The following is an 11881-nucleotide window of genomic DNA, read 5'->3' as shown; positions in this document are numbered from 1 at the left end:
TGTCCACCGCCAGTTCGGTCGGTGCCCGGAAGCCGTGGCGAATGCCTTGTGCCAGTAGCGGTTCGACGTCGCGGGCGGCCGACTCCCAGATCACCGGGTGCCCCTGCGCGGACAGCCAGTCGGCGACGGTGCGCAGGTCTGCGACGTCGGCCCGGTCGACGGCCACCACCAATGACTCGCGTGCGGTGATCACCTCTGGTGGCAGCCCGTCGGTAAAGCCGCCCGCACGCCACAGCCGCAGCGATTCCAGGCCCAGCCGCAGCAGCCGCTCTTCCCCGGGCCAGCCTTCACTGTGCGGGGCCAGCATGCCTGCGGCGACCCACGACGCGCCGGCCTGCCCGGTGCGGTGCACCCGCACCGACCACCCGGCCCGCGCCGCCGCGCGCGCGATCGACAATCCGATGACGCCGCCGCCTACTACGGCTACCGAGCCGGCCATCGGCATCCTCTGCTCCCTTCGCCGGCATGACCCGGATCAGGTTCGACGGTAAGGGCGGGCGCGCCCACTCTCAGTCCCCGCTCGCCGGGACTCCCGTGCTCTTCTTCTTGTCCTACGCTAGCGCGCTAGCGTCGCGGTGTGCACGAACGTCTCACGCGGCTGGCCGCGGCCAGGCTGTACCTGTGCACCGACGCGCGGCGGGGGCGCGGCGACCTGGCCGAATTCGCCGACGCCGTGTTGGCGGGCGGGGTCGACATCATCCAGCTCCGGGACAAGGGCTCGGCCGGCGAGCGGCAGTTCGGACCGCTCGAGGCGCGCGACGAGCTGGCGGCGTGCGAGATTCTCGCCGACGCCGCGCACCGGCACGGCGCCCTGTTCGCCGTCAACGACCGGGCCGATATCGCCCGTACGGCCGGCGCGGACGCCCTGCATCTGGGGCAGGGCGACCTGCCGCTCGCCGTGGCGCGGGAGATCGCCGGGCCGGCGACGCTGCTGGGCCTGTCCACCCACGACTCGGGCCAGCTCGCCGCCGCTGTTGCCGGCGACGCCGACTATTTCTGCGTCGGCCCCTGCTGGCCCACCCCGACCAAGCCGGGTCGCGCGGCGCCCGGCCTGCGGCTGGTGCGCGCCGCCGCCGAACTGGGTTCCGACAAACCGTGGTTCGCGATCGGCGGCATCGACGCCCAGCGGCTGCCCGAGGTGCTCGAGGCCGGGGCACGCCGGGTCGTGGTGGTGCGCGCGATTACCGCGGCCGAGGATCCGGGGGCCGCGGCGCAGCGGCTCAAGTCAGCGCTTGCAGCAGCGAGCTGATCCGCGGGCTCAGCTGCGAAGGTTCCTGATTCGCGTCGCCCGGCATGCACCAGACGAACACCCCGGCCTCGATCTCCAAGGTTCGCGGCAGGCGCTGCCGCCGTTCGTCGGCATGGCCCAGCGGCACCAGGGCGGGGGCGGTGCGCAGCCGTTGCCAGCTGGCGGCGAAGCCGGGATGCAGCGGCAGGTCGGCGACCTCGTCCTCGCCGACCCAGCGCAGCTCGGCGCTTTCGCGGTTGGGCACGGTGTGCAGCGGCTCGGCGGCGTCGGCGACGACCGTGGTGTAGCTCCAGCGCGCACCGCCGTGCCCGGAGACCTCGGCGGTGACCACGGTCGCCCGCACGGCCAGCAGCTCGGCGAGCAGCCCCGCCTCCTCACGCGCTTCGCGGACCGCCGTCTCCTCCGGGGACTCGTGGCTGTCGCGGGCGCCGCCCGGTAACCCCCACGTGCCGCCCTGATGGCTCCACACGGCGCGATGCTGCAGCAGCACCGCCGGGGTGCCGTCGGGTCGCGGGGCTCGCAGCAACAGACCGGCCGCGCCGAAGCGGCCCCAATAGTGGACGCCGCCGTCGGATATCACCCATCCGTCACCGTCGCCCTGCACGAGTTCAGGATATGCAGGTCTGCGACGCCCGGGCCCAATTGCCTCCGCCTCCCCCCACACGCCGGAACATTCTCTTAGAATTCGCTTAAAGGTTCGTACAGCGACTTTTTCGAGGCCGAAAGCTGAGGTCTGAACAGACGTGACGGTTGAGCTGGCGCACCCGTCGACCGAACCGCTGGGGTCGCGGTCGCCGGCCGAACCGGCTCATCCACGCTGGTGGTTCATCTCGACGACGCCGGGCCGCATCTTGACCATCGGGATCGTGCTGGCGGCGCTCGGCGTCTCCAGCGCCTTTGCCACCTCGACGACCATCAATCACCGGCAGCAGGTGCTGACCACGGTGCTCAACCACACCGAGCCGCTCTCGTTCGCCGCCGGCCGGCTGTACACCACGCTGTCGGTCGCCGACGCCGCGGCGGCCACCGCGTTCATCGCCCAGGCCGAGCCGCGCCCGGTCCGGCAGCGCTACGAGCAGGCGATCACCGACGCCGCGGTGGCGGTGACCCGGGCATCAAGCGGGCTGACCGATGAACCGCTGGTGCAATTGCTGGGCAAGCTCAACGCCGAACTGGCCGTCTATACCGGCCTGATCGAGATCGCGCGAACCAACAACCGGGCGGGCAACCCGGTCGGCGCGGCCTACCTGTCGGAGGCCTCGGGGCTGATGCAATCGACGATCCTGCCCGATGCGGCGCAGCTCTACCAGGCCACGGCCGACCGGGTCGATACGGAAACCACCGCGTCGACCCACTTCCCGGCTCCGGTGATCCTGGTCGTCGCCACGACGGTGGTCTTCGGCGCGTTCTCCCATCGCTGGCTGGCCCGGCGCACCCGGCGCCGGATCAACCCGGGACTGGTCGTCGGCGCGCTCGGTATTCTCGTCATGGTGGTGTGGGTCGGAACTGCGCTGACAATCTCGACGACCGCGAGTCGCAGCGCAAAGGACACTGCGGCGGAGTCACTTAAGACGGTGACCAACGTCGCGATCACCGCTCAGCAAGCGCGAGCCGACGAGACGCTGTCGCTGATCCGGCGCGGCGACGAGGACCGGCGCAAGCAGTCGTTCTATGAGCGCATCGACTCCATGCACGCCCAGCTCGAGCAGTACATGGCGCGCAGCGATGCCGTCGACAAGCCCGACCTGCAGGGCGCCGATCAGCTGCTGGTCCGCTGGCGGCAGGCCAACGACCGGCTCAACTCCTACATCTCGGTGGGCAACTACCGCGCCGCCACCCAGGTCGCGCTGGGTAGCGGCGAGGACGACTCCACCCCCGCCTTCGACCGGCTGGAAGACCAGCTGGGTAAGGCCATGGACCAAAGCCGCATCCACCTGCGCAACGACGTCCTCGCCGCGCGCGGCGGGCTGTCGGGCGCCCAGGTCGGCGGCGTAGTGCTCAGCCTCGGCGCCGCCATCGCGGTCGCGCTGGGCCTGTGGCCACGGCTGAAAGAGTATCGATAATGGTCCGTCCGGCCCGGGTTCGACGGGTGTGCGGCGCACTCGCCGCCGCGGTCGTCGTAGCGGGTTGCAGCCACACCGAATCGCTGACAGTGGCGACGGTGCCGACGCTGCCGCCACCCTCTCCGGTGGGCATGGACCAACTGCCGCCGGAGCCCCCGCTGCCGCAGGGTGACTCCACCGAGGACTGCAACGCGACGGCAAGCCTGCGGCCCTTCGCCACCAAGCCCGAGGCCGACGCCGCCGTGGCCGACATCCGAGCCCGCGGCAGGCTGATCGTCGGGCTCGACATCGGCAGCAACTTGTTCAGCTTCCGCGACCCGATCACCGGCGAGATCAGCGGTTTCGACGTCGACATCGCCGGCGAGATCGCACGCGACATCTTCGGCGCCCCGTCGCACGTCGAGTACCGGATCCTGTCGTCCGACGAGCGCGTCACCGCGCTGCAGCAATCCGAGGTCGACGTCGTCGTCAAGACCATGACGATCACCTGTGAGCGGCGCAAGCTGGTGAACTTCTCGACCGTTTACCTCGACGCGAACCAGCGCATCCTGGCCCCGCGTGACTCGCCGATCGCCAGGGCGGCCGACCTGTCCGGCAAGCGGGTCTGCGTGGCGCGGGGCACGACGTCGCTGCAGCGGATTCGGGAGATCGTGCCGCCGCCGGTCGTCGTGTCGGTGGTGAACTGGGCCGACTGCCTCGTGGCGATGCAGCAGCGGGAGATCGACGCCGTCAGCACAGACGACTCGATCCTCGCCGGGTTGGTCGAAGAGGATCCCTACTTGCACATCGTCGGACCGAACCTGGCCACCCAGCCCTACGGCATCGGGATGAACCTGAACAACACGGGACTGGTCCGCTTCGTCAACGGCACGCTGGAGCGGATCCGCCGGGACGGTACGTGGAACACGTTGTACCGCAAGTGGTTAACGGTGCTGGGCCCGGCGCCCGCTCCGCCCGCGCCGAGGTACGTGGACTGATGGCCGAGCCGATGAAGAAAGCGGACAAGAACCGCGAGGCGCCCGAACCGGCCGGCCAACCGGACGAGGACGTCAGTCCCGCCACGCAGCCGCCGGACACCCAGACCGGTGGGATGCCGACGGGACGACTGCAGGCCACCCAGGCCCTGTTCCGTCCCGATTTCGACGACGATGACGACGACTTCCCGCTCATCCACGGTGTCGATACCGAACCGCAGGAGCGGACCGTCGCCACCCGCGTATTGCCGCCGACCAGGCAGCTCGGCGGCGGACTGGTCGAGATCCCGCGGGTGCGGGACATCGATCCGCTCGAAGCCCTGATGACCAACCCGGTGGTGCCGGAATCGAAGCGGTTCTGCTGGAACTGCGGAAAGCCCGTCGGCCGGTCCGGGGAAGAGGGCAAGGGGGCGTCGGAGGGCTGGTGCCCATCCTGCGGCAGCCCGTATACGTTCCTGCCCCAGCTGAATCCCGGCGACATCGTCGCGGGCCAGTACGAGGTCAAGGGCTGCATCGCACACGGCGGGCTGGGCTGGGTGTATCTGGCGGTCGACCACAACGTCAACGACCGCCCGGTGGTGCTCAAAGGCCTGGTGCACTCCGGGGACGCCGAGGCGCAGGCGATCGCGATGGCCGAACGGCAGTTCCTCGCCGAGGTGGTTCACCCGCAGATCGTGCAGATTTTCAACTTCGTCGAACACACCGACCGGCATGGCGATCCGGTCGGCTACATCGTCATGGAGTACATCGGCGGGCAGTCGCTCAAGCGGGGCCTCAAGGACGGCAAGGCGGACAAGCTGCCGGTCGCGGAGGCCGTCGCGTACCTGCTGGAAATCCTGCCCGCGCTGAGCTATCTGCATTCCATCGGCTTGGTCTACAACGACCTGAAGCCGGAGAACATCATGCTCACCGAGGAGCAGCTCAAGTTGATCGACTTGGGCGCGGTGTCGCGGATCAATTCCTTCGGTTATCTCTACGGCACACCCGGCTTCCAGGCGCCGGAAATCGTGCGGACCGGTCCCACTGTCGCCACCGACATCTACACGGTGGGGCGGACTTTGGCGGCGTTGACGCTGAATCTGCGCACCCGCAACGGCCGCTATGTGGATGGGCTGCCCGAGGACGACCCGGTGCTGGCCACGTACGACTCGTTCGGCCGGCTGCTGCGCCGCGCCACCGACCCGGACCCGCGGCGCCGGTTTTCCACGGCCGACGAGATGTCCGCCCAGCTGATGGGCGTGCTGCGGGAGGTGGTCGCGCAGGACACCGGGGTGCCGCGGCCGGGGCTGTCGACGATCTTTTCCCCGAGTCGCTCGACGTTCGGGGTGGACCTGCTGGTCGCGCACACCGACGTGTACCTGGACGGACAGGTGCATTCGGAGAGGCTGACCGCTCGGGAGATCGTGACGGCCCTGCCGGTGCCGCTGGTCGATCCGACGGACGTCGCCGCGCCGGTGCTGCAGGCGACGGTGCTGTCCCAGCCGGTGCAGACGCTGGACTCGCTGCGCGCCGCCCGCCACGGCTCGCTGGACGCCGAGGGCGCCGATGTATCCGAGTCGGTGGAGCTGCCGCTGATGGAAGTCCGCGCGCTGCTGGACCTCGGCGACGTGGCGAAGGCCACCCGCAAGATCGACGACCTGGCTGAGCGGGTCGGCTGGCGCTGGCGGCTGGTCTGGTACCGGGCCGTCGCGGAGCTGCTAACCGGCGACTACGACTCCGCCATCAAACATTTCACCGAGGTGCTGGACACCTTCCCCGGCGAGCTGGCGCCCAAACTGGCGCTGGCCGCCACCGCCGAGCTGGCTGGCAGCACCGACGAGCACATGTACTACGAGACGGTGTGGAAGACGAACGACGGCGTGATCTCCGCGGCCTTCGGTTTGGCCCGGGCGCTTTCCGCCGAGGGTGATCGGGCCGCCGCGGTGCGCACCCTCGACGAAGTCCCGGCCACCTCACGGCATTTCACCACCGCGCGCCTGACGAGCGCGGTCACGCTGATGTCCGGCCGCTCGACGAACGAAATCACCGAAGAGCAGATCCGCGACGCCGCCCGACGCGTGGAGGCGCTGCCGCCCACCGAACCGCGCGTGCTGCAGATCCGCGCCCTGGTTCTGGGTGGCGCGATGGACTGGCTCGAGGACAACGACGCCAGCACCAACCACATCCTCGGTTTCCCGTTCACCGAACACGGGCTGCGGCTGGGCGTCGAGGCGTCGCTGCGCGCCCTGGCTCGCGTCGCGCCCACGCAGCGGCACCGCTACACGCTGGTGGACATGGCCAACAAGGTGCGGCCGACGAGCACGTTCTGATTTTGTTCTCGAGTGTGCGTCCTGGGCGGCCTGCGCGCACACTCAAAGCCCTTGGCGCACACTCGATGCGGCCAGCGCGGATTTGACTCGTCGGATCGTAGCGGCGGGGCCGTCCTCCGCGACGACCCGGACGATGATCCAGCCCATTCGCTCCAGCATCTCCTGCCGCCGAATGTCCTTGACGTACTGCCGGCGGTCGCTGCGGTGATGGTCGCCGTCGTACTCGACGGCGACCATCCGGTCCTCCCAGCCCATGTCGAGGTAGGCGACCGGAATGCCGTCGGCGCCCAACACCGGGATCTGGGTCTGCGGCCTCGGCAGACCCGCATCGATGAGCAGCAGCCGCAGGTAGGTCTCCCGCGGCGATTGCGAGCCCGCGTCGACCAGCTCCAGCGCCGCCTCTAGCCGTCGCAGCCCAGGCGAGCCCGGATGGCCTGCGGCGATTCGCAATACGTCGTCGACCTTGAAATCCGTCGCGTATGCCAGCGTGTCCAGCCGCGCAACGGCCGAATGAACGGCCCCGCGCCGGCCGATGTCGAAGGCGGTCCGTTCGGCCGTGGTGACGGCGCGGCCGTCGATAATCTGCGTCTCGCCGTCCAGCAGCGCGTCGCGCCGCGTCAGCACGCCGCGAGGTGCGTGGGGGTTGGTATGGATCAGCTCGACCGGAACATCGTCGGGAATCCATTCGGCGCCATGCAATCTGGCGGCGGCGGCTCCCGCGATGGTCGCGCGGCGGCCCGACCAGAGCCACGCCGCGGCGATACGCCGTTCGAGCGACGCCTCCGCATCCCGGGAAAGATAGACATTCGGAAACAGTGCGCGGTAGTCCCTCCGCAGTTGATGGCGGGTCACCTCGCCCAGCCTCAGTGCCTCGCTACCGATGAACGGTTCTCCCAGGTGCCGCATGGCGCGACACTTGCATAACACCGCCAACCGCGACTTCGTCTATGCACAAGGCTCATCGAGTGTGCATCGTGGGCGGCGTGATCGCACACTCCACGCCCTCAACGCACACTCGACGAAGACTTTAAGTCCCGCGGCCCAGCAGGCTGACGCAGTCGCGGGCGATGGCAAGCTCTTCGTCGGTCGGGACCACCAGCACGGTGATCGGCGAGTCGTCCGCGGAAATCTGTCGCGCGCCCTTGCCGGCCCCGAGGTTGCGCGCCTGGTCCAGCACGATGCCCAGCTCCTCCATGCCGGCCACCGCGTCGCGGCGGACCGCCGGATCGTTCTCGCCGATTCCGGCGGTGAAGCTGATCACGTCGGTGTGGCCCAGGACCGCCAGGTAGGCGCCGATGTACTTGCGCAGCCGGTGAATGAACACGCTGTAGCCCAATTGCGCTGCGCCGTCCCCCGATTCGATCATCGCCCGCAGCCGGCGGAAGTCACGCTCACCGGCCAGGCCCCACACGCCTGACCGATTGTTGAGCATCGACTCGATCTCGTCCACACCCATCTTCGCGGTCCGCCACAGGTAGCCGATCACGCCCGGGTCGATGTCGCCGCTGCGGGTGCCCATCACCAGGCCCTCCAGCGGGGTCAGGCCCATCGAGGTGTCGATGGGCCGGTTGCCGGCGATCGCCGAGGCCGAGGCGCCGTTGCCCAGATGCAGCACGATCTGCTTCAGGCCGCCGCGCGGCCGGCCCAGAAACGCGGCGGCCTGCTCGCTGACATACCGGTGCGACGTGCCGTGAAACCCGTAGCGGCGGATCTGCCACCGCTCGGCGAGGTCACGGTCGATGGCGTAGGTCGCGGCCGCGGGCGGCAGGTCGTGGAAGAACGCGGTATCGAACACCGCGACGTGCGGAACATCCGGCAGCAGCTTTCGTGCCACCTTGATTCCCCGCACCGCGGGTGGATTGTGCAGCGGGGCAAGCTCCGATAGCGCGTCGAGGTCGGCGAGAACCGCGTCGTCAACCAACGTCGGAGCATGAAATTTGTTGCCTCCGTGCACGACCCGGTGTCCGACGGCCAGCAGGCCGCACGACTTGAGGTCTATGCCGCCCTCGGCCAGGTGCTCGAACGCCAGGCGCAACGCCTCCTCATGGTCGGCGACCCGAGACGACGGCTCGCCGATGCTCTCGACGTTGCCGGTCGCGCGGGCCGCGCCGGAATCGGGGTCGACCAGCTGGTATTTCAGCGACGACGAGCCGGCGTTGATCACCAGGACCGCGTTATCGGCCATCGTGCACGCCCTGCGCCTGAATCGCGGTGATGGCAATGGTATTGACGATGTCCTCGACCAGCGCGCCCCGGGACAAGTCGTTCACGGGTTTGCGCAGGCCCTGCAGTACCGGCCCGATCGCGATCGCCCCGGCGCTGCGCTGCACCGCCTTATAGGTGTTGTTGCCGGTGTTGAGGTCGGGAAAGATCAGCACGGTGGCGTGACCGGCGACCGGCGAGTCATGCAGCTTGGTGGCCGCGACCGAGGGTTCGATCGCGGCGTCGTACTGGATGGGGCCCTCGACCGGCAGCTGCGGATCCCGCGCACGCACCAATTCCGTTGCTGCCCTGACCTTGTCGACATCGGCGCCGCTACCCGAATTGCCGGTGGAATAGGACAGCATGGCCACTTTCGGGTCGATGCCGAACTGGGCCGCGGTGCGCGCCGAGCTGATCGCGATGTCGGCGAGCTGTTCGGGCGTGGGATCCGGGACGATCGCGCAGTCACCGTAGGCCAGTACCCGATCGGGCAGGCACATCAGAAAGATGCTCGACACGGTGGAGACGTCCGGAGCGGTCCTGATGATCTCGAACGCCGGGCGAACGGTGTGCGCCGTGGTGTGGGCGGCACCGGACACCATGCCGTCCACCATGCCGTTGTACACCAGCATGGTGCCGAAATACGAGACGTCGTGCATCATCTCGTGCGCCTGCTCGACGGTGATGCCCTTCGCCTTGCGTAACTCGGCGTACTGTTCGGCGAACCGGTTTCGCAGGTCCTCGTCGTCTGGGTCGACGATCTTGGCCGCGCTCAAGTCGACCCCGAGTTCGGCCGAGCGCAACCGGATTCTGGTCTCGTCACCCAGGATGGTGAGGTCGGCGATGCACCGTTTGAGCACCCGTCCGGCCGCCTTGAGGATCCGGTCGTCGTCGCCCTCGGGCAGCACGATGCGCTTGCGATCCGAGCGCGCCTGCTGTGACAGCTGGTGGGTGAACATCTGCGGCGTGGTGACCGTCGGGATCGGAATGGCAAGCTGCGCCAGCAGATCCGCGATATCGACGTGCCGCTCCATCAGCTCCACGGCCGTGTCGATCTTGCGCTGCGACGTGGCGGTGACCCGGCCGCGCGCCGAGGCGACCGCGCTGGCCGTGTCGTAGGTGCCGAGCTCGGTGGCGATGATGGGTAGCCGCAGCCGCAGGCCCGACACCAGCGCCGAGATCGAGGGATGCAGGTCGAATCCGCCGTTGAGGATCAGGCAGCACAGTGACGGAAAGCCTTCGGCCGCATGGGCGCTCGCGACGGCCAGCACGACGTCGGAGCGGTCGCCGGGGGTGATCACCGCCGTGGCGTCGCGGAGCCGTTCCAGCACGTGGTCCGCCGTCATCCCGGCCACCAGCACGTTCATCGCCTCGCGTCCCACCAGCTCGGCGTCTCCGCTGACCAGCGTGCCGCCCACCGCCTGCTGCAATTCGGCCACGGTCGGCGCCGACAGCAGCGGATCGTCCGGCACCACATAGCTGGGCGGGACGAATGAGCGCAGTGCTTCCGCGACGGCGCCCAGCTCCTTGGGCTCGCAGCGGTTGGCGACGACCGCGGCGGTGTGGGCACGCTGGGCGAGTAGCTCGGCGAGGGAGAGGGTGACGACGCTGGCGACTTCGGTTGGGCTGCGACCCTTTCCGCTCACCGTCAGCAGCACCGGTGCGCCGAGGTTGACCGCGATCCGGGCATTGGCCGAGAGCTCGGCGGGGGTCGCGACGTCGGTGTAGTCGCTGCCGACGATCACCACCGCGTCGCACGCCTGCGCCATCGCGTGGTAGGCGTCGACGATGGTGGCGATCGCGGCGTCGGTGTCGGCGTGCAGCTGCTGGTACGTGACGCCGATGCACCGCTCGTAGGGCAGCCCCGCGGTGGTGCGCGTCAGCAGCAATTCCAGGATGTAGTCCCGGTCGCCGTCGTGGCGGGCAATCGGCCGGAACACACCGACTTTGGCGACGGTCGCGGTCAGTCGGTTGAGCAGCCCCAGCGCGATCGTCGACTTGCCGGTCTCGGGCTCGGGCGCCGCGATGTAGATCGCGGAGGTTTCAGCCAAGTCGCCGCAACCTGGGCGCCAGGTCCTTTTCGAAGAGCTCCAGGAATCGGCGCTGGTCGTGCCCGGGCGCATGGAACACCAAGTGGTTGAGGCCCCATTGCACGTACTGGCCGACCTTTTCGACGGCCTCGTCGGGGTCCGACGCCACGATCCAGCGCTTGGTGATCTGCTCGATGGGCAGCGCGTCGGCGGCCTTCTCCATCTCGATGGGATCGTCGATGCTGTGCTTCTGCTCGGCGGTCAGCGACAGTGGCGCCCAGAACCGGGTGTTCTCCCGGGCCAGTTCGGGGTCGGTGTCGTAGGAGATCTTGATCTCGATCATCCGGTCGATGTCGTCGGGGTTCTTGCCCGCCGCTTCGGCGCCCTCGCGCATCGCGGGGATCAGCTTGTCCTTATAGAGCTCTTCGCCCTTGCCGGAGGTGCAGATGAACCCGTCGCCGGCCCGGCCGGCGTACTTGGCCACCTGCGGTCCACCCGCGGCGATGTAGATCGGGATCCCGCCCTCGGGCACGTCGTAGATCGAGGCGCCCTTGGTCTTGTAGTACTCGCCCTCGAAGTCGACGCGGTCGCCGAGCCACAGTTCGCGCATCAGCCGCACCGACTCGCGCAGCCGCGCATAGCGCTCCTTGAACTCCGGCCACTCGCCCTCGTATCCGGTGGCGATCTCGTTGAGGGCCTCGCCGGTGCCGACACCGAGGAAGATCCGGTTCGGGTACAGGCAGCCCATCGTCGCGAAGGCCTGGGCGATGAGGGCGGGGTTGTACCGGAAGGTCGGGGTGAGCACCGAGGTGCCCAGGACGAGCCGTTCGGTGCGTTCGCCGACGGCGGTCATCCAGGCCAGCGAAAACGGCGCATGCCCGCCCTTGTGCCGCCACGGCTGGAAGTGATCACTGACGGTGGCGCTGTCCATGCCGTGCGCTTCGGCGGCGACAGCCAGTTCGACGAGCTCGCGCGGTGCGAATTGTTCAGCGGAGGCTTTGTATCCAAGTTTCAGTTCGGCCACCAGTTATTTCTACTCCTCCAGCCGCTCCTA

Annotated in this window: 10 protein-coding genes and 1 riboswitch; of the genes, 4 read left to right on the top strand and 6 right to left on the bottom strand. The window is 68.9% G+C overall.

Going from position 1 to position 11881, the window contains the following annotated elements; translation table 11 throughout:
* On the bottom strand, nucleotides 1-445 hold a 445-nt coding region (locus A5747_RS09715), incomplete at its 3' end, for an FAD-dependent oxidoreductase (RefSeq protein WP_142245506.1).
* A riboswitch (TPP riboswitch) is annotated at nucleotides 436-546 on the bottom strand. (Overlaps the previous gene by 10 nt.)
* 31 nt (nucleotides 547-577) lie before the next feature.
* On the opposite strand from A5747_RS09715, the gene thiE reads away from it, so the two are divergent.
* Nucleotides 578-1249 (top strand): thiamine phosphate synthase, encoded by a 672-nt coding sequence (gene thiE, locus A5747_RS09710; protein ID WP_076123605.1) that lies wholly within the window; start codon nucleotides 578-580, stop codon nucleotides 1247-1249.
* Here the strand turns inward: thiE and A5747_RS09705 are convergent.
* On the bottom strand, nucleotides 1221-1853 hold the full coding sequence (locus A5747_RS09705) for an NUDIX hydrolase (protein ID WP_076123604.1): 633 nt from the start codon (nucleotides 1851-1853) through the stop codon (nucleotides 1221-1223). The genes thiE and A5747_RS09705 overlap by 29 nt on opposite strands.
* Before the next feature lie 139 nt (nucleotides 1854-1992).
* Between A5747_RS09705 and glnX the strand changes: the two genes are divergently transcribed.
* Genes glnX through A5747_RS09690 form a run of 3 tightly spaced genes read left to right on the top strand, consistent with a single transcriptional unit; the run spans nucleotide 1993 to nucleotide 6595 of the window.
* Nucleotides 1993-3312 carry a protein kinase G-activating protein GlnX gene (glnX, locus tag A5747_RS09700; RefSeq protein WP_076123603.1) on the top strand — a complete coding sequence of 440 codons (1320 nt, stop codon included), beginning with the start codon at nucleotides 1993-1995 and terminating at the stop codon, nucleotides 3310-3312.
* A complete protein-coding gene (locus A5747_RS09695; protein WP_076123602.1) occupies nucleotides 3312-4289 on the top strand; it encodes a glutamate ABC transporter substrate-binding protein in 978 nt (325 codons plus the stop codon). Before glnX ends, A5747_RS09695 begins: the two co-directional genes overlap by 1 nt.
* Before the next feature lie 11 nt (nucleotides 4290-4300).
* On the top strand, nucleotides 4301-6595 hold the full coding sequence (locus A5747_RS09690) for a serine/threonine-protein kinase PknG (protein WP_369805041.1): 2295 nt from the start codon (nucleotides 4301-4303) through the stop codon (nucleotides 6593-6595).
* A gap of 42 nt (nucleotides 6596-6637) precedes the next feature.
* Here the strand turns inward: A5747_RS09690 and A5747_RS09685 are convergent, their stop codons facing one another.
* The 4 genes from A5747_RS09685 to fgd form a co-directional block, all read right to left on the bottom strand.
* Nucleotides 6638-7501, bottom strand: coding sequence for an endonuclease domain-containing protein (locus tag A5747_RS09685; RefSeq protein WP_076123600.1), 864 nt, complete (start codon nucleotides 7499-7501; stop codon nucleotides 6638-6640).
* Nucleotides 7502-7622: 121 nt separating this feature from the next.
* Entirely contained in the window at nucleotides 7623-8780 is a 1158-nt protein-coding gene (locus A5747_RS09680) for an acetate kinase (RefSeq protein WP_076123599.1), read from the bottom strand.
* The gene (gene pta, locus A5747_RS09675) at nucleotides 8770-10848 is read right to left on the bottom strand and encodes a phosphate acetyltransferase (RefSeq protein WP_076123598.1); all 2079 of its coding nucleotides are present in this window, start codon (nucleotides 10846-10848) and stop codon (nucleotides 8770-8772) included. Before pta ends, A5747_RS09680 begins: the two co-directional genes overlap by 11 nt.
* A complete protein-coding gene (gene fgd / locus A5747_RS09670) occupies nucleotides 10841-11851 on the bottom strand; it encodes a glucose-6-phosphate dehydrogenase (coenzyme-F420) (protein ID WP_076123597.1) in 1011 nt (336 codons plus the stop codon). Before fgd ends, pta begins: the two co-directional genes overlap by 8 nt.
* Nucleotides 11852-11881: the final 30 nt, after the last annotated feature.

The sequence above is a fragment of the Mycobacterium sp. IS-836 genome (assembly GCF_001954275.1).
Taxonomy (GTDB): Bacteria; Actinomycetota; Actinomycetes; order Mycobacteriales; family Mycobacteriaceae; genus Mycobacterium.
The sequence above is the reverse complement of the archived record's forward strand: the minus strand, read 5'-3'. Positions and strand labels throughout refer to the sequence as shown.

Coding starts and splice junctions, on each gene's coding strand:
- A5747_RS09690 (WP_369805041.1), top strand. CDS start 4,301: ATGAAGAAAGCGGACAAGAACCGCGAGGCGCCCGAACCGGCCGGCCAA.
- A5747_RS09695 (WP_076123602.1), top strand. CDS start 3,312: ATGGTCCGTCCGGCCCGGGTTCGACGGGTGTGCGGCGCACTCGCCGCC.
- A5747_RS09680 (WP_076123599.1), bottom strand. CDS start 8,780: ATGGCCGATAACGCGGTCCTGGTGATCAACGCCGGCTCGTCGTCGCTG.
- A5747_RS09685 (WP_076123600.1), bottom strand. CDS start 7,501: ATGCGGCACCTGGGAGAACCGTTCATCGGTAGCGAGGCACTGAGGCTG.